This window comes from Zhaonella formicivorans, from assembly GCF_004353525.1.
Lineage (GTDB): Bacteria > Bacillota > DUOV01 > DUOV01 > Zhaonellaceae > Zhaonella > Zhaonella formicivorans.
On sequence record NZ_CP085524.1, the window covers coordinates 2224129 to 2241913 of the forward strand.

Annotated in this window: 12 protein-coding genes; 5 read left to right on the forward strand and 7 right to left on the reverse strand. The window is 52.9% G+C overall.

Going from position 1 to position 17785, the window contains the following annotated elements; translation table 11 throughout:
- Nucleotides 1-7 precede the first annotated feature (7 nt).
- The gene (locus EYS13_RS10840; RefSeq protein WP_227762418.1) at nucleotides 8-3262 is read right to left on the reverse strand and encodes a S8 family serine peptidase; all 3255 of its coding nucleotides are present in this window, start codon (nucleotides 3260-3262) and stop codon (nucleotides 8-10) included.
- Nucleotides 3263-3629: 367 nt separating this feature from the next.
- On the opposite strand from EYS13_RS10840, the gene EYS13_RS10845 reads away from it, so the two are divergent.
- Genes EYS13_RS10845 through EYS13_RS10865 form a run of 5 tightly spaced genes read left to right on the forward strand, consistent with a single transcriptional unit; the run spans nucleotide 3630 to nucleotide 9044 of the window.
- On the forward strand, nucleotides 3630-4124 hold the full coding sequence (locus tag EYS13_RS10845; protein ID WP_227762419.1) for a MarR family winged helix-turn-helix transcriptional regulator: 495 nt from the start codon (nucleotides 3630-3632) through the stop codon (nucleotides 4122-4124).
- A gap of 12 nt (nucleotides 4125-4136) precedes the next feature.
- Entirely contained in the window at nucleotides 4137-5642 is a 1506-nt protein-coding gene (locus EYS13_RS10850) for a TolC family protein (RefSeq protein WP_227762420.1), read from the forward strand.
- A 25-nt stretch (nucleotides 5643-5667) separates the two neighbouring features.
- Complete coding sequence (locus tag EYS13_RS10855) at nucleotides 5668-6783, forward strand: HlyD family secretion protein (protein ID WP_227762422.1); 1116 nt, start codon at nucleotides 5668-5670, stop codon at nucleotides 6781-6783.
- Between the two features lie 18 nt (nucleotides 6784-6801).
- Complete coding sequence (locus tag EYS13_RS10860; protein WP_227767896.1) at nucleotides 6802-7929, forward strand: ABC transporter permease; 1128 nt, start codon at nucleotides 6802-6804, stop codon at nucleotides 7927-7929.
- Nucleotides 7902-9044 (forward strand): ABC transporter permease, encoded by a 1143-nt coding sequence (locus tag EYS13_RS10865; protein WP_227762424.1) that lies wholly within the window; start codon nucleotides 7902-7904, stop codon nucleotides 9042-9044. The genes EYS13_RS10860 and EYS13_RS10865 overlap by 28 nt, the downstream gene beginning before the upstream one ends.
- Before the next feature lie 34 nt (nucleotides 9045-9078).
- On the opposite strand, the gene EYS13_RS10870 is transcribed toward EYS13_RS10865, so the two are convergent.
- The 6 genes from EYS13_RS10870 to EYS13_RS10895 all read right to left on the reverse strand — a co-directional run bounded on the left by EYS13_RS10870 (nucleotide 9079) and on the right by EYS13_RS10895 (nucleotide 17767).
- The gene (locus EYS13_RS10870) at nucleotides 9079-9681 is read right to left on the reverse strand and encodes a TetR/AcrR family transcriptional regulator (protein ID WP_227762425.1); all 603 of its coding nucleotides are present in this window, start codon (nucleotides 9679-9681) and stop codon (nucleotides 9079-9081) included.
- Nucleotides 9681-10856, reverse strand: a complete 1176-nt coding sequence (locus EYS13_RS10875) for a TolC family protein (RefSeq protein ID WP_227762428.1) — start codon at nucleotides 10854-10856, stop codon at nucleotides 9681-9683. Before EYS13_RS10875 ends, EYS13_RS10870 begins: the two co-directional genes overlap by 1 nt.
- Nucleotides 10857-10989: 133 nt before the next feature.
- A complete protein-coding gene (locus EYS13_RS10880; RefSeq protein ID WP_227762429.1) occupies nucleotides 10990-14142 on the reverse strand; it encodes an efflux RND transporter permease subunit in 3153 nt (1050 codons plus the stop codon).
- Nucleotides 14142-15278: an efflux RND transporter periplasmic adaptor subunit gene (locus EYS13_RS10885; RefSeq protein ID WP_227762430.1), complete on the reverse strand. Its 1137-nt coding sequence runs from the start codon at nucleotides 15276-15278 to the stop codon at nucleotides 14142-14144. The genes EYS13_RS10880 and EYS13_RS10885 overlap by 1 nt, the downstream gene beginning before the upstream one ends.
- A gap of 269 nt (nucleotides 15279-15547) precedes the next feature.
- On the reverse strand, nucleotides 15548-15700 hold the full coding sequence (locus EYS13_RS10890) for a hypothetical protein (protein ID WP_227762431.1): 153 nt from the start codon (nucleotides 15698-15700) through the stop codon (nucleotides 15548-15550).
- Between the two features lie 60 nt (nucleotides 15701-15760).
- Nucleotides 15761-17767: an S-layer homology domain-containing protein gene (locus EYS13_RS10895; protein ID WP_227762432.1), complete on the reverse strand. Its 2007-nt coding sequence runs from the start codon at nucleotides 17765-17767 to the stop codon at nucleotides 15761-15763.
- Nucleotides 17768-17785 lie beyond the last annotated feature (18 nt).

The window sequence follows — 17785 nt, forward strand, 5'->3', positions numbered from 1 at the left end:
TAGCTAACTATAGTCTAACATCCAACTTCAGCTTATCTCCCTGGGGTACTGCTGTAAAAGTTACCCACCCTTTTTTTACCTGGTAAATCTGGCCGTTGATTTCAATCATGATATCGTCCACCGGTGTTTTCCGCTGTTTGTCCCGGATGGACAAAGTAATGTAGTTTGGTTTATTTGGTTCCAATGTTTTGGGCACAATGCCGATAAGGTACTGGGAAGTTAGCTTGCTCGGCTCCTCCTCCGGCGCCCCCATGAGCTCTACCCGGAGACGGTATTGGGATTCTTTCAGCCCAAACCGGGACAAGGAAGGCGAGCTGTAGACCACCACTTCCCAGGTGCCCGGGTCCGGATTATCAACAGTGGCCCCGACCCATTCCTTGCCCTGCATATTCTCCAGGGTCTCCCCGGCAAAGTCAGTCATCATGTATTCCTGACCGCCCGGCCTCACCAGATGCATCCGCACCCGGCCCCGGTAGCCATCCGCTCCGCCAGGAACGGCCAGGGTGACCTGCAACCCTTCAACGCCCTGAGGCACGCGGAAAAAATACCTTTTATACTGGGCCGCCTTGAGGGTCCCCGTCTCTTCCATGCGGTAGCCGTTGTCAGCATCCAGCCGGTAAGGTTTAATAACCGTCGTCAGCATGGCAACTTCCGGGCCGTAGGAGTCCAGAAACCGCCCTTCGAGGAAACCGGTGTAGACGCCCGGCTGCTCCGGAAGGATATAGTCAACTGGCACATCCCGCTGGGCATTCCCCGGCAGCGAGGTCATCTTAAACCAGGGCTTCAGCCACTGGGCAGTTGTGTTCCAGAAAACCACCCGGTCCTCCCCACCCAGGTTGCCTACCCGGTAGGGGACCTGGCCTGGCAAAAATTCCCTGGCATAGATCCCTTCACCGATGCCCAGCCGGCGGTTCCAGGTATAGCTCTTTAATGGGGCCTGGGGCTCCAGCCGGCGCAAATGCTTCCACGCATCGGCAATACTCACCACCCCATAGCCTGCTTCAGCAACGCTGAACCCGGGCAGTTCCCTTGCTCCCAGCTGGACCGCCCTTTTTACCAATTCCGGGCTGGAATTTACCCCCGATTTTTCCGCGCTGTCCAATAGCAGGGCCACTGCGCCCGCCAGATGAGGTGCAGCAATGCTGGTCCCTTCAGCCAGGCGGTAAAGAGAGCCGGACCAGCCAGGATAACTTGTCACAGCGCTGCCCGGGGCTACTGCCGTAGGCGCCACCAGCCCGTCCTGGCGGGGGCCGGCGGAACTGAAGTACCAGAGACTTTCTTCTTCCACTTCCAAACCATAGTCATTTTCCCACATAGCCGGGGAAATATATGCTCCCACCCCAATGGCCCCCTTGGCGTTGCCCGGCGTGGCCAGGCTGCCCAGACCCGGGCCTTTATTGCCCGCTGAAACGGTAAAGACCACACCCTTCTTCTTGCTCAAAGTGTCAATTAAATAGGTGAGCGAGTTGTTGCCGGAAGTCTCGTCCTGGTAATAGCCCAGGCTCAAGTTGACCACCGTAGCCCCCCTGTCAACAGCAGTGCGAATTGCTTCCTCCAACAGCGCCCAGCTTGTCTCCCCCTGCCTGTCCAAAACCTTTACAACCAGCAGCCGGGCACCGGGAGCCATTCCACTGATGCTGCCGCTGGCGGCAGCCACACCGGCCACCTGGGTGCCGTGTCCGTTGACATCGAAGCCAAGCTTCACCCTGGAACCGTCGCTGTCAATCTGACTAATAACAAAGCTAAAACGATAGCCTTGCAGGGTAGAACTGAAGCTCACCTTATCATGCCCCTGTCTATAAGCTTTCAGAGGCTTCTCGTCAATTAAACTGGCATTGTAGTTGGTATCGATATAGACAGTGTCGTAATGGCCGCTCTCTTCGCTGTCTGTCAGGAGCACCAGGAAGCGGTCGGCCTTCTTGCCGTTGGAATTGACATCAAAATCGATCTGTTCTTCACCAAAGAACCCATACCGATAGACGCCGCTTTGGGAAGGTATGTTCCCCAAAATATATGAAGTCCCTTGAATATTAACCAGATTCCTGGCCGGAAGCGTACTCCCGGTAAAAACCAGGCCCTCGTCAGTCAGGTCAATAAAATCCACCAGCTTGTCTTTACCCTGTGATGTCTTAAGCAAATCAGGGTGGAGCGGGTCAATGCCGCTGTCAATAATAGCAATAAGCTGGCCCGCCCCGTCAACCCCCATGTCGGCGGACAGCTCATCGGCCTCCATCACCGCCTTGGTTATCTCCAAGCTGCGTTTGGCCCGGCTGGCGCTTTCCCGGTCCGGCTGGACAAGGTAATCCAGTTCTCTTTCCAAAAGCCCTGCCTGCCCCCCTCCGACCGGTTGGCCCGAAGTAGCAGGCGGAGCCTTGGGGCTTAATACTAAGCCGGTATCCCCTGTCACCGGCCTGTCCACCAGCTCCAGGTAATTTACCTGGCCCTGCCGGTCTAAAACAAACAGACCGTAGGCCGGGACAGCCGCGGCCAATTCGCCGATGCCGAGCTCTACCCCATTCCGGTATATTGTCAGTTTATCGGCATATCTAAAAGTCTCCTGAGAGCCGTTGACCTCCGCCCGGATTGACCGGGCAGTCACGTCTACGCTTTGGATTCGGGCGTAAAAATCAAAGCGGGCGCCCCTTTGTCCCAACAGGTTGTTGATAAAGATTGCCGCCTGGGCTCTGGTGACCGGAGAGGCCGGGCGAAAAGTGCCGTCAGCAAAGCCGCTGACCAGCCCCCAGCGGGCGGCAAGCCTGACGCTTTCCCTGACCCAAGCCGGTATCTTGGCTTCGTCGGAAAACTCCACCTCTTTGTCGCCCTGTCCGATAAAACGCAAGGCCCGGATTAGCATGGATACCATCTCATCCCGGCGGATGGTCTGGTCCGGCCGGAAGGTACCGTCGCTGTAACCGCTGACAATGCCCAGCTCCCAGGCCAGCTGGATATAGCCTTTGGCCCAGTGTTTAACCGGCACGTCCCGGAAGAGCTGGCCACCCCCTTGCAAAGCCCAGACGCTGTCCTCCAGGTTCAATGCTTTAATGATCAGGGATGCAAATTCACCCCGGGTTACGCCGCGGCCAGGCTTGTAAGTCCCGTCGCCATAGCCGCTCACTATTCCCCTGGCCGCCAGGAAATCAATTTCATTTTTAGCCCAATGGGTATCCTTTACATCGGAAAAGGCGTAGGCATTTGGTGCAAGCACGCTCAGACAAAAGAAAAGGAGCACTGCCAGCCCCACATGTCGCCAAAATTTATTCAAGCTTATAACCCCCGTCGTCAAGCCTTTAGCCATCAGCTTTCAGCCTTCAGCCTAAAATGAAAATTATTACAAACTGATAGCTGACAGCTGGCGGCTGATAGCTAACATTCATCATTCTTTCATGACATCATGATATATTCTACAATTCAGCTCTACTTCCTGCTATAAAACCCTGAAAATAATCTTCTGCATTAGACTGACACCGGTTTTATCCAGGAGAAACGTAAGTCACCCGTCCTTCATTGTTTGCCAAAATGGGTCTGAGACTCGGAAAATTTTATTAACAGCATATTGCCGCAATTTAGTTAATATGTTAATTATATAGTTGTAAATATTAAATGCATTTACTTACCTGGAGGTGACTGTTTTGACAGATGAAATCCAATCCGTTGCAGTCAAAGGATATGCCTGGATTAAAGATTTCCCCAGCCAGTTGCTGATCAATTTTGTAAAAACTTACAACCTGCTGGAACGCATCTTACAGCAGCACTACGGGCAGTTCGGCCTCTCAGAGGCCAAATTCAACGCCCTTTTCCTGCTCTACAGGGCAAAAGGGGGGCTCCTCCTTTCTGAATTGGGAGAACAAATGCTGGTAACCAGGGCCAACATCACCGGCCTGGTGGACCGGCTGGAGAAAGAGGGTCTGGTGGAACGCTTTTCTCACCCAACCGACCGCCGCAGCATTATCGCCAAAATAACCCGGCGAGGCAGAAAATTAATTGAAGCTGTCATCCCCACCCATATGGAGCTGAACAGAAAGCTCCTGTCCTGTTTCAACGAAGAAGAAAAAAAGCTGGTGGTAACGCTTCTGGAAAAATTCTATCAAAGGTTGGTCCAACTGGAAGAAAAGATGCAATCCTAGGAGGCTTAAAAGATGAACAAACACAAATTGCTCACCTTAGTAGTCTTGGGCTCCTTTTTGGCAAACCTGTTGCCCTGGGGTTATATACCTGCAGGGGCAGGTACCGAGGAAGCGGCCAAAACGGTCGGGCAAGAGGTCTATTCCCAAAAGACAAACAACGTTAACCTAAATGGAGGGAACGGAACAAAAGAAGCAAACGTCAAACAACTCACTTTGGATGAAGCTATTGATTATGCCCTGAAACACAGCCTGGATATGCGCCAGATCTACCTGACCCTTAGGGAAAAAGAGGAAAACCAGGACAAGGCAGCTTATACTGCCAAAAAACTAAAAAAAGGGGAAAGTGACCTGGAGGAAGGGCGCAGGGAACTAAACGACAACAAGCAAATGTTGGAATACATCAAAGAGCAGTTAGCACAGCTGGAGCAAGCGGGGCTTGACAAAGATCCCGCTTATGCCGAACAGTACAACCGGCTGCAGCAGAACAAAGAGCTGTTGGAGGCCGGCATACCCCTGGGCGAAAGCCAGCTTAACGCAGGTGAACAGTCCCTGAAAGAAGGGATAACCCAAGTGAGCAGAGAGCTGATGGAGGCAGGAGTAACCAATATCGACAACCTGCAAAGCGCGGATAATGCTGCTGATTTAATGAAGACCAGTGCCACAATTGCCCTGAACGTGGCCAGGGCCGGTGTGCTCATCCAAAAGCAGGGCCTGGCACTGCAGGTCCAAAACGCCTACTATGAGGTCCTGGAAAAAGAGCGTCTGGTCAAAGTCCAGGAGGACTCCCTGCAGCTTGCCGACAAGCTCTACCGGTTTGCCAAGGACAGCTTTGAGGCAGGTTTCAGTGCCAAGGACGAAGTGCTGCTGGCCACCCTGCAGCTCAAAGCAGCCAAAACGAAGCTGCTCCAGGCAAAACACGACCTGGCCGCAGCCAAAAACCAGCTTAAAAAACTGATGAACTACCCGGAGAGAGAAGATTTTACGCTTAAGGACAATTTCACCACCCAGGAAGCCGTTCCGGACCTGGAGCAAGGCTTAAACCAAGGGTTGACTAAACGGCTGGAGGTGCTCAAAGCAGAAGGGGAACTGGCTGTAGCAGCGCTCAATTTTGACATCGTTTCCCGCACCTACACCCCCAACACCTTTTACTACCGGGAAGCCGACCTGCAAAGAGAAAGGGCTCTGCTTAACCTGGACCGGCAGCGGGCAGAAGTAAAATACTCCATCCTCGACTCTTATAACGCGGTGAAGACTGCCCAGGAAGCCCTGGACACAGTCCGGGACATGCAGCAGCTGGCCAAGGAAAACCTGGAAATTGCCACCTTTAAATACCAGACCGGTTTTGGAGAGAACTCGAAGCTTTTGCAGGAACTGAAAATCGAAAACCTCTCGGGCACCATTGCCGAAGTATTAGCTGCCCAGGAAAAACTGAGCGAAGTTGAGGCCGCTGTGGTTAAGGCCATTTATAACTACAATTTGGCCCTGGCCAAATACAGATTTGACACTGCCCAATATTAATGCTTTAGGGAAGGAGGTACCGGTGATGAAGCAGAAGAAGACTGTACATTACATAATTTTGCCGCTGCTCTTTACCATATTCTTAGGGGGCTGCGGGGAAAAAACTCCCGCCAGCACCGGGGGTTTTGACCCGGACAATGGACTCATCGTCAGCGGCATCGTGGAGACTGAAGAAGTGGATTTAAACACCAAAATCCCGGGCAAAATCACCAAGATTTACATAGAAGAAGGCCAAGAGGTGCAGGCAGGGGACCTGATTGCCGAGATCGACAACTCCCAGCTGCTGGCCAAAAAGGCCCAGGTGGAAGCCCAGGTCAAAGCCGCCAAAGAAGCGGTGGAACTGCAGTCGAAAATAGCCGACTCCAATGTGGCCCAGGCGGAAGGAGCCTATAAGGCAGCCCTGGCCCAGCTGGAAAAAGCCAAAAAAGGGGCCCGCAGCCAGGAACTGGAGCAAGCCAAAACTTACTTTGAGATGATGCAAAAGACTTATGAGCGGGTAACAAAACTATACGAAAAGGGTGCTGTCTCCCAGCAGAAAAAGGACGAAGCAGAGGCCCAGCTTAAAATAGCGGAACAAAAATATTCCCTGGCCAAGGAAGGGGCAGAGCAGGAAGACATCGAGGCTGCTGCAGGGTTGGTCGATAAGGCCCAGGGAGCTTTAGCCGCCGCCAACGCAGGTAAGCTGCAGGTGCAGCTGGCCAGGCAGAAATACGAGGAAGCCAAAGCGGGTTTGGCAGAAGTCGAGTCGCTGCTGGCCGACACCAGGGTCCTGGCCCCCAAAAGCGGCACAATAACCGAGCTGAACAGCAAAGAAGGAGAACTGGTCTCCACCGGAATGCCCATTGCCACTATTGCCGATTTAAAACACCTGGAGCTAAACCTCAAGGTGTTGGAAACAGACCTGGGGCAAGTAGGGCTGGGCCAAAAAGTAAATGTGAAGTTTGCAGGGACCGGGAATAAAGTTTTCAAGGGCACAGTGAAAAAAATAGGGGCCAAGCCGGACTTTGCCACTAAAAAAGCGCTGAATAACCAGGAAAGCGATATTCTGGCATATGAAGTGAAAGTAGTGGTGGATAACCTGGAAGGGGCCAGAATTTACCCGGGCATGACTGCCTATGTGCAGTTTCCCAAACAACCCTAAAGGGGTGGTGCAGCTGTGATGGGCATAATTCGAAGCGAAGTACAAGCTGTAATCAGAAGCAAATGGAAAATAGTTTTACTCTTTGTGCTTCCCGTGACAATTTCCGCCTACTTCGGGCTGCTTTTCCGTCAAGGCTCTGTACAGCATATCAGGACGGTGGTAGTTGACCAGGACGGGAGCGCCTTGAGCCGCCGCCTGGTCCAGGAGTTTTCTGAAAACCAGAGCTTTAAGGTGGTGGGGCGGGCGGCAACGGTACAGGAAGCGGTAAATTTAATCGACGCAGAACAAGCAGATTTTGCCCTGGTGGTCCCTGCCGCATTCAGCAGCAGCGTCAAGCAGACAAAACCGGCCAAAGTGGGGCTTTTGGCCGACGCCGGCAATATGGCCATATCCTCCACCGCTTTAAAGAAAGCCAGCCAGATCATCCTTACTTTTAACGGCGGCGTTGCCATCCAGGTGCTGGAGGGTAAAGGCTTCCCGGAAACTGCAGCCACTAAGCTCGCAAATCCGGTGGAAATACATTCCGTAGAGTTGGGCAACCCATCGGGCAGTTACGGCGACTTCTTGCTATGGGGGCTGGTGGGTGCTGTAGCCCATTTCCCCATTATCCTTTTAGCGGCCGTTTCCCTGAACGGCTCAGGCCACAGACCGTCCCCAGGGCTGGTGGCGGGAAAAATAGCGGCCTACAGCCTGCTGGGCTGCGCGGAAATGCTGCTTAGCCTGGCTGTTGCCTTCTTGATTTACCCGTTAACATTTAAAGGCAGCCTCTGGGCGCTGCTCCTCATTGCCGCCCTTTTTGTCCTGGCCATTGTTTCCCTGGGGCTGATGCTTTCCGCTGCCCTGCCCAGCCAGGTCACTGCCAGCCAGGCAGCCATCGTGGTGGCCCTACCGGCGCTGATTCTCTCCGGCTACACCTGGCCCCTGAGCCAGATCCCCTGGTCTATCAGGATTTTGGGAGAGATTGAACCGCTGACCTATTTCGTCAATCCTTTACGGGAACTGGCGCTGAGCGGCGCGGTAACCCCTCTTTACCGGCAGGGCGCGGCAGTGCTGGGCGCCATGGCTGTCGCTTTTTACCTGCTCACCTGCCTCATTATATTTGGAAAGAAGGGCTGCTCATGGAAAAAAGCACCTTTAGCCAACTGATTAAAAGAGAGCTCAAGGGGCTGCCCAAAAACCAGTCCCTGTGCGGCAATGCCGCCTTGCTGCTTCTAGTCGTGCTCTTAATAGGTTTTCTTTATGCAGCCGGGGCAGTGGACCGGATCCCTACAGCGTTGCTGGACCTGGATAATTCGAGCACAAGCCGCACTGTTATCCGCCAATTTCAGGAAAATGACAAATTCTACATAGAACAAGTGCAAAATTACCCTGAACTGCAGGCATTGTTCAAAAAGGGCAGTATCAAAGCCGCCCTGGTAATTCCTCCCGGCTTTTCCCGGGACATCAAGGGGCAAAAAGGGGCTGAAATATTGCTCCTGGTGGACGGCAGCAACTACATTATCGCCAACACCGCCTACGCCAAGGCAAGCGAGATGCTGTTAACCATAAACGGGGGTATTTCAATTAAAACTCTGGAAGGCAAAGGCCTCTTACCTTTCGAAGCCGAAAATGTTGCTCAGCTGGTAGGTTTTGAGGAGCAGCTGCTGTACAACTCCCAAAACAACTACAGCTATTACTTGACCTACGGCATCCTGGGAGCAGGCGCCTTCAGCCTCTTGATGTCAGCCATAGGCGTCACTTTTGCCCGCCGGTACCGGGCACAAAACATCAAGGAAACGGCTGCCGGGCTTTTAGTCTTTTCCGCTGTTGCTGTGGCCGCCCTCAATATGGCTTACCTGGCAGCGATTACTGTTTTTAAGCTGCCGTCCCGGGCCGGCTACGGTTATTTCTTTGGGCTAACTGTCTTTTATGGCATGCTTATTGCCTGTTACGGCCTACTCCTGGCAACTGTTGCCAAGGAGGAAGTACGGGCCATGCAGTTCAGCGTCTTTTTCGTCACCCCGCTGTTTTTCGTTACCGGCTATACCTGGCCCGCACAGCAGATCCCTTTTTACCTGCTGCCCCTCCACTATCTCTGTCCCATGTCACCGTTTGTAAACGGTGTCAGGGCCGTGCTGGTCATGGGCGCCGGCTGGGCCGGAGCGGCCAAGTACTACCCCTGGCTCCTGGCCCAGCTCCTCTTCTACCTGCCGCTGTCGCTTTGGCTTTATCACAGGCCGGTTACTGCCGCAAGCGGCATGACCGGCAGTGCCGCAAACTAAAAACGCTCGCCGGAGGGGTTTTTCAATATCCGACCTATACCTGCAGGCCCTGGAAGATTATCTCCACGGTTTCCTTGATTATCTCTTCTACATCAACATCCTTCCGGGCTAAGAAAATTTCGCCGCTTAAGCTCATCATGGCGCCGAAAATCACCTGGGCAGCTACGGCGGTGTTGAAAGGCCTGATTTCTCCCCGCTCAATGCCTTTTTCCAAGAGACCGGCCAAACCGCGCAGTATCTCACCCTTTTTTACATAAATCCATTCCCGCATTTCGGCGTCAATAGGAGGATGGCCGTCCATGGAGAGCTCCGACATCCCTTTGTTTTTTAAAAGGAACTGCAGATGCAGCCGCATGATGGCAGTAACCTGCTCTCTTGCGGTTTGCTCCACATCCAGCCCCTCCCTGATAAACCTTAAGTAATTCTCTATATAAAAGCGCATCATCTCCCGGTAGAGCTGGGCCTTGCTGGAAAAGTACTCGTAAACAGTACCCTTGCCGACCCCGGCTGCAGCTGCAATCTCCTCCACCTTGGCCGGGTGAAACCCCTTTTCGGCAAATACTCTGGCGGCAGCAGCAATAATCTGGGTCTTCTTATCCCCGGGGTTAGCCTGGAAACAGTCAAAGCAACCATTCATTACATGCCGCCCCCGAAGGGAGCTGTGCTGCCGGCGGCACCCGCCGGTGCAGCCATAGCTCCGGTGCTCATGCCGGCTGCTGCAGTTGAACCACCCAGGAACAGTCCATAGCGGAACTGGGCAGCAGCCAGGTTGTAATTATACAGCATTTCCTGCACGCCGGCTTCCTGCTCGCTCAAACTGTCCGCAGCCTTTTCCATTTCCAGCCTGGTGGCTACGCCTGCTTCAAATTTCAGTTTGGCTACCCGGTAGGTCTCCCGGGCGGAAGCCAGGCTCTTTTCCAGCGTCTGATATGCTTTTTCCGCCGACTGCAGGTCCAGGTACGCCTGGCGGATTTTCAGTTCCACCGCCTTTTCTTTTTGCCGCAAAGTCACTTTGGCTTCCTCCAGGCCGTATTCCGCCTCCCGGTACATAAAGACATTGGGAGTATAAAACCTCTTAGCCTGTTCCAAAGTAGCCTCCGCTACTTTCAACCCTTCCCGGGCGCCGATGACTTCCACATCATTCTGCAAGCCCTTTTCAATCTCCTTGGCCAAATCAATTTTTACCGGCTCAAAGCTGAATGTGCCGGCGGGCTCGATTTTTGTATCCAAAGGCAGCCCCAGACTCTTGGCCAGACTCATATTGGCCTTGTCATATTCGTTTTGTGCAGTCAGGAGCGCTGCTTCCTTAGAAGCTACCAGCACCTCGGCCCCGATTACTTCGCTTTTGGCCAATACCCCTGCCTTGAAGCTTGCTTGGGCAATGCGCAGCTGCTCCTTGGCCCTGTCCAGGGCATTGGTGGCATTTTGCAAGTCAGCCTGTTTCTTGAGCAGCTCATAGTAAGCTTTTTCCACCTCCAGCTTCAAAGCATCGTCGCTGAGCCTCGCCTTGGCCTCGGCCAGGGTTAAATTCATCTGGCTGATTACGGGCAGAATATATTTCAAATAAGCGGCATCGAAAGAAGTCACAAAATCCTCATCCAGCTTTTTCGCCGCATACTTGTCCTGCTCCAGTTTAAGTTTTGCCTTATCCACGCTGAGCCGGTTCAGTTCCACCTGGTCATTGTTCACCATGGCCAAATTGATAGCCTCTTCCAGCGTCAGGCTCCTCACTCCGTTTTCCGCCACTGCAGTGCCGGAGAGCATGCTCACCAGCAGGACTATGGCTGCCAATGCACATAATTTCCTTTTCAAAATCAATACCTCCCCAAAAATATTAGCCGGCAGCCTTCAGCTGTCAGCCAACAGCTAAAATATTAAAAACAAAAAGCTGAAAGCTGATGGCTGATAGCTGATAGCTGGCCAAACACTTACTTATATCATCATATTATCCTTCCACAACAGGGCCGGTCTTTGAAACCTCCACGCCTTTTTTCCGTCTGCCTGCGAGCTTTTTCCCCCAGTCATCGAAGATGGAGTAGACCACGGGGACGAAGATCAGCGTCAAGAGGGTGGAAGTCATTAATCCGCCTATTACTACCACGCCCATGGGGGCCCGGGCTTCGCCCCCTTCACCGATGCCCATGGCCAGGGGCAGCATGCCCAAAACCGTGGTCAAAGTTGTCATCAGGATGGGACGGAGCCTGGTGGGCCCGGCCTTTAGGATTGCCTCGGTCCGCTCCATTCCCCTTCTGCGCAGGACGTTGATATAGTCGATTAACACAATGGCGTTGTTCACCACAATACCGGCCAGCATAATCACCCCTACAAAGGCAACCACGCTGAAGGTCCTGCCGGTAACTAACAGGCCTAAAACTACTCCGATAATAGTCACCGGCATGGAGAACATGATGACAAAGGGGTGGAAGAGGGATTCAAATTGGGCCGCCATAACCATATAAACCAGCACAATGGCCAGCACCAAAGCCAGGGTCAGATCCCCGAAGGACTCGGCCATCTGTTTGGCTGCCCCGCCGAACTCCACCTCATACCCCGGTGGAAAAGCCAGGGAGTTGATCTTCTCCTGGGCCTCTTTGGTTATGCTGTTTAAGTCCCGGCCGGCAATTTGGGAAGTTACAACCACAGTCCGTACCTGGTTTCTCCGTTCAATAGTGTTAGGCCCTTTAAGTATTTTAAGTTCCGCCACTTCCGAAAGAGGCACCTGAACACCCGTCGCGCCAGCAACAGTCAGGCTGCTTAAATCCTGGAGGTTCCGCCTTTTTTCCTCAGGCAGCATAACCCGGATATCGATCTCATCGCCGTCAGTCCGGTACCTGGTTACCACCTGTCCCTGGACAGCGCCCCTGGTGGCGCCGGCCACCTGGGCCGCATTCAGGCCGTAAGCTGCCGCCTTCTGCCGGTCAATAACCACCTGTACCTCGGGACGCCCTTCTTCCATGCTGGACTGGACTTCCCTGGTCCCCTCTATCCCTTCCAGGACGCCCTTCACCTGGGAGGCCAGGTCATTCAGGACCTTTAAATCATCGCCTTTGATTACCACTTCCACCGGGGACGTGGAAAAGCCCATGCTGGAAGCCGAGTCGCCAACGGTAACGGTTATTTCCGCACCGGCGATATCCTTTATTTCGTGACGGATTTGGTCAGCCACTTCCTGCGTTGACCTGGTCCGCTCCTTCCAGGACTTCAAAGCCAGATCGATCTTACCGTTTTCCGGGTTGCCGATGGAAAGCCCCCCCAGGTCGCCGCTGGCGCTGCCTACGCTGGAGGCCACCACTTTCACTTCCGGAATCTTGTTGAGGATCTGCTCAATCCGGCTCACGACCTTTTCGGTTTCCTCCAGCTTGGAGCCGTAAGGCAAAGTTACATCAATGGAGATATAGCCCTGGTCCATGGCGGGGATAAATTCCGCCCCCACCAGGGGCGCCAGACCAATGCTGGCCAGCACCAGCAGGGTCACGATCACCACTACCCGGCGCCTGTGGGTCAGGGCCCAGTGCAGCAGCCTGCGGTAAGCATTATCCAGGGCATTTAACCAGGCCCCTGTTCTGGTAAACATTTTGTAATACAGCGCCTGCCCCTTACTCTTATGTATGCCCTCGTTGACAGGAGTGACTGCCAGCATTTTGGACGAGAGCATAGGGATCAAAGTTAAAGCTACCAGGAGCGACGCTATCAGGGAAAAGGAAATTGTCAAAGCCAGCTGCTTAAAAATCTGGGCCGCAATCCCCTCCACGAAGACGATGGGGAAAAACACGGCAATGGTAGTCAGGGTCGAAGCGATAATGGCATTGGCCACCTCGCTGGCCCCGAATTTGGAAGCTTCGATCCTGTCCAGGCCCTCCTCCCGGTGGCGGAAAATATTTTCCAAAATAACAATGCTGTTATCCACCATCATCCCCACGCCCAGGGCTAATCCACCCAGGGACATGATGTTTAAAGTCAGATGACCGAAATACATCAAAATGAAGGTGGCGATGATGGAGATGGGCATAGAAATGCCGATGATCAAGGTACTGCGCATGTTGCGCAGGAAAAGAAACAGCACTACAACGGCCAAAATGCCCCCGATGATGATATTGTCCACCACATTATTAATTGAAGTCTGGATAAACTCGGCAGAATCCCAGATGGTAACCAGCTTGACGTTGTCGGGCAGTTGTTTCCTTAGCTCAGCCAAAGCTTTGTTCACAGCCTGGGAAACCTTGACGGTGTTGGCGGTAGTCTGCTTCCTGATGTTAAAGGTGATGCTCTCCTTGCCGTCGGTCCGGCCGATAACGCTTAACTCCTTGTAGCCGTCAATCACCTGGCCGATATCCTTAACCCGGACCTGGGCGCCCTGGGGTGTGGCAAGCATCACTTCGCCCACATCCCCGGCGCTTTGGAATTCCCCGGTAACCCGTACCAGGAGGTCCTGGTTGCCCTTGCCTACCTTACCTCCCGACATATTCATGTTGTCCATTTGCAGGGCCTGGGCCACCTGGGTGAAAGTTATGCCATAATAGTCAAGCTTCACCGGGTCCAGTTTCACCTGGATCTCCCGCTCCCTGCCCCCGGAGATCTGGGCCGCCGCCACACCTGGCAAACGCTCCAGTCTGCTGACAATCTTATCTTCCGCCAGCTTCTTCAGATCAGCCATGGGCATGTCGCCGGTCATGGCAAACTGCATGATGGGCATCAGGTTGGGGTCCATCTTAAAGACGGTAGGCTGCTCCACCTCTGCAGGGAGCCAGCGCTTGACCAGATCAACCTTCTCCCGCATCTGCAGGGTGGCAAAATCCATATCGGTGCCCCATTCAAATTCCAGGACAATAATAGCCTGGCCCACCAGCGAATGGGATTGAATGTTTTTCACATTGTTTACGGTGCCGAGCACCGATTCCAAGGGCTTGGTCACCAGGTTCTCCACTTCCTGGGGGCCCGCCCCTTCATAATTAGCCATGACCATTGCCACGGGAAAGTTCAGTTCCGGGAACAAATCAACGTTCAGGTTAGTGAGTGACACCACCCCCAAAATCAGCACTACCAGCACGCACATCAGTACAGTGACGGGGCGGTTTACCGAAAAATCAGACAGACGCATTATTTTTCCCTCCCGCCAACCACCTTGACCTTGGCTTTGTCCTGGAGCTGTTCCTTGCCCACGGTTACAACTTCCTCGCCGGCAGCCAGCTCACCCTTAACGGCCGCCTGGGTTTCATTTTCCAGGATTACAGTGATTTTTCTTGCCTCTGCAGTATCACCGTTAACCACGTAGACGATCCGGCCTTCCTCCTGTTCCATAATGGACTGGACCGGTATCACCAGGGCTTTTTGGGCCTCATCCAAAGTCAATTTTATTTCCGCTGTCATTCCTGGTTTAAGCAGCTGTTCTTTGTTGGCTATAGAGAGTTTCACAGCAAAGGACTTAGTCCTGGGGTCAGCCACCGGGCTGATTTCAGTAACCCTGCCGGTCACAGGCTTATCCCCTGCCGTTTTTACCAAGACCGGCATCTGAGCGCCCTTTTTCACCAGCCCCACCTGGCCTTCGCTTAGGTTGAATTCAGCCAATACCGTGTTTACATCCACAATGCTCACCACCGGCATGCTGGGCGCGGCCAATTCCCCCGGTTCCACGTTGACTGCTGCCACAATCCCGGCAGCAGGTGCGGTAATTACAGCATTCTCCAGCTGAGTGCGGGCCAGTTCCAGGGCCGCCTCCGCCTGCTGGACGCTGCCGTTTTTAGCGTTATTCAACTGGGCCTGGGCCACGTCATACTGGGTACGGGCCCCATCCAGCTGCTGCTTGGAAATTCCCCCTTGCTCATAGAGGTATTCCATCCTGTCCAGGTTGTCTTTGGCTGACTTGTACTGGGCTTCGGCAATAGCTATGGCCCCCTTGGCCGAAACCAGCGCAGCTTCAGCCTGTTTTACCTGAGCGGCTATTTCCGAAGTATCCAGCTCCGCCAGGACCTGGCCCGCTTTTACCCGGTCACCCACCTTTACATTTACCTTGGCCACCTTGCCGCCGATTTTGGGCACCACGTTGACCTCCAGGCTTGGGGTGATTTTGCCGGTCACGTTATCGGCAATCTCCACGCTGCCCTGGACAACCTTGGCCACCTCCACGGGGACTAGTGCAGGTTCCTGGGCCCCGGTCTTTTTTTCCTGCCCGCAGCCGCTAGCGGCAAGAGCCGCAAATATTAAAGCCACTAAGAGTATGTACGCTTGCTTCTTCATAAACTTCCCCCACATTCCTCAGTGTTTTCAAAACCGACCGGTCGGTCAGATTCATAACTGCATTGTATACTGTATAAAAACAGTTGTCAATTCCACGCCTGTACTTTTTCTGTTATTTTTTTGCAAACATTTCTGCAGCAAAAAAGAGCCCGTAGGGCTCATTTAATATGTTTATTTCCGGTTCTATCTCCCAACCACTTTTTTGAGCAACTGGATATCCGCTTCATGCCTTGACACTATCAATTCCAATCTGTGTTTTTCCTGCGGGTCTATGTCCTGAATTCGGAAAGGCCCGCAACTTCTTCGAAGACTGCTTCCATTTTTGCGTTAAGCTTTGTTACTTGGCTTTTTAAATCATAGACATCCTGTTCAACGCCCGTAATTTTTTTTAAGAGCAGTTCAAGTATTTCCCTGTCGGTCAAGTTCCATTACCCCCTTCGAAAATAAATCCAAAAGACAATTATACCATAGCGGATAAATGTTTACTCCCTGCTCCCAATCACAATGATGGAGCTGGCGTTAAATACCCCTGCTTCATATTCCCCTACGGCGATAACCTCATCCTCTTCCTCCAAGTCGGAAAAAGAAATATCATCATCGAACTTGATGATGTATGTGCCGGAGCTGATAAACACCTGCTTGTATTCGTCATTTTCCTCATCTGTCTTAAGAACCAGCACTTTGGATTTGGCATTGATGTTTTCGATTTTCCCCACGTAATAAGTCTGCACGAAGCGGGCTTCCACATCCATTTTAGTGACCAGTTCGCCTTCCAGCTCCAGCTCCACATAATCGCCCACTTTAATCTGGGTGAGATCAATGCGTTTCCTGTCCTTTCTGATTTCAGCCTGCGCTGATATCTTGTAAGTTTCTTCATTATTATCGGATGTAGTAATGGTAATGCTGGAACTGCTGGCTATGGTAATGGCTTTCACCCGGCCCGCCGCTTCTGACTCCACCTTTTCGGCATAAACGTAGTTGACTTTGTTGTTTTCCAACTCCAGTTCCACTTTATCTCCGGGGACCAAATCCCTCAGGGAAACTGTATTGGAGTTGCGGCGGACCCGGGCATCCTTAGCAAGTTTATAGGTTTCCTTTTTCCCGTCCTCATCTTCGATGGTTATGGTTTCTTCAGGAGCGAATGCCACACTGACCAGTTTACCCGCCGCTTCCCACTTAACGCTGGAGGCATAGATCTTGTTTATATCCAACCCCTTTACTTTCATGATCACCTTTTGCCCCACAAACAGGTCGGCTGCGCCGGCCTCCTTGTAGTCGAGGTAAACTTCCGCTGCATCACCTAAAGTATAATTGTTTTCACTGCCGCTGTCTTCTTTAATTTTCAGGGTAACGGTGCTGCCCCGGGTAATCAGCTTGATTTCCCCTGTGATCTCCCGTTCCAGGGTCCTACCGGTCAATTTTTCAATTTTGCCGTTTTTAACCACCACCGTCACTTCCTGACCGGCGGCCAGCCCGGAAGGGCTGATGCCTTCGTTGTCAATGAAGAGCTGGGCAGAAGCGTCCACTGTAAAAGTGGATTCGCCGGCGCTGTGTTTAATGGTGACAGCTGCCGGACTGCCCTGCTGCACTGTTTTAATGGTACCGCTGATAATCTGCTCGGTGGCGGCCGGCAGCCCACCTTCAACAACTTCTACAAAAAGTGCCTCATTCTGGCCGTTCAGCACCGCCAGCACCTGGTCGCCCTTAGCCAGCCCGCTCAGGGAAATGCTCTTGTTTTTGTAAATATAAGCATCCTTGGCCAGTTGCACGGTTTGAATCAGACCGGAGCTGTTTTTAACCAAGAGGGAATTGGAAGTGGAACTGACGGAGAAAACCTCTCCCCTTAAAGTAGAATTGCTTAGCCTGTCCAGCTTTTTATCCAGGCTGGCCAGGAGGGATGCCATTTGGGCCCTGTTCAAAGAATCGTTGGGCCTGAAAGTGCCGTCATTCAGACCGCTCATCACGCCTTCCTCTACCACTGCGGCCACATAACCCTGGGCCCAGCCGGGTATCTGGGAAGCATCCTTGAAACCGGGCTTTTTGGTGCCGATATCTGCAGCGGTAAAGCCTAAGGCCCGTCCGATGAAAACGGCCATTTCATAGCGCTTGGCAGCCTCCTTGGGGCGAAAATCAAGCAAATCGCCGCCGCTGACTATCCCTTCCTGCACCGCCAGTGCCAGCGGCTCTTTGGCCCAACTGCTCACTTTGTCAGCATTTTTAAAGGTAGCAGGCAGCGTTTTACCCTTTGCCTCCTGCTCTTTCCCCATGGCTTTGACAATCATTACTATAGCCTGCTCACGGGTAACAGGCTCGCCCGGGTGATAGCCGTCGGAAAAACCGGCCACTATCCCTTTGGCCTTCATTTTGGCAATATCCTTTTCCGCCCAGTGACCGCTTTTCACATCAGGAAAAATTTGCCCCGCCCGGGCGGAAGTCACCACCCCCAATGTCAGGGCAGTCACCACAAGAAAAATGAAAAATTTCTTCACACTTCCAACCTCCCAATA

Coding starts and splice junctions, on each gene's coding strand:
- EYS13_RS10880 (WP_227762429.1), bottom strand. CDS start 14,142: ATGCGTCTGTCTGATTTTTCGGTAAACCGCCCCGTCACTGTACTGATG.
- EYS13_RS10860 (WP_227767896.1), top strand. CDS start 6,802: ATGGGCATAATTCGAAGCGAAGTACAAGCTGTAATCAGAAGCAAATGG.
- EYS13_RS10850 (WP_227762420.1), top strand. CDS start 4,137: ATGAACAAACACAAATTGCTCACCTTAGTAGTCTTGGGCTCCTTTTTG.
- EYS13_RS10870 (WP_227762425.1), bottom strand. CDS start 9,681: ATGAATGGTTGCTTTGACTGTTTCCAGGCTAACCCCGGGGATAAGAAG.
- EYS13_RS10865 (WP_227762424.1), top strand. CDS start 7,902: ATGGAAAAAAGCACCTTTAGCCAACTGATTAAAAGAGAGCTCAAGGGG.
- EYS13_RS10855 (WP_227762422.1), top strand. CDS start 5,668: ATGAAGCAGAAGAAGACTGTACATTACATAATTTTGCCGCTGCTCTTT.
- EYS13_RS10885 (WP_227762430.1), bottom strand. CDS start 15,278: ATGAAGAAGCAAGCGTACATACTCTTAGTGGCTTTAATATTTGCGGCT.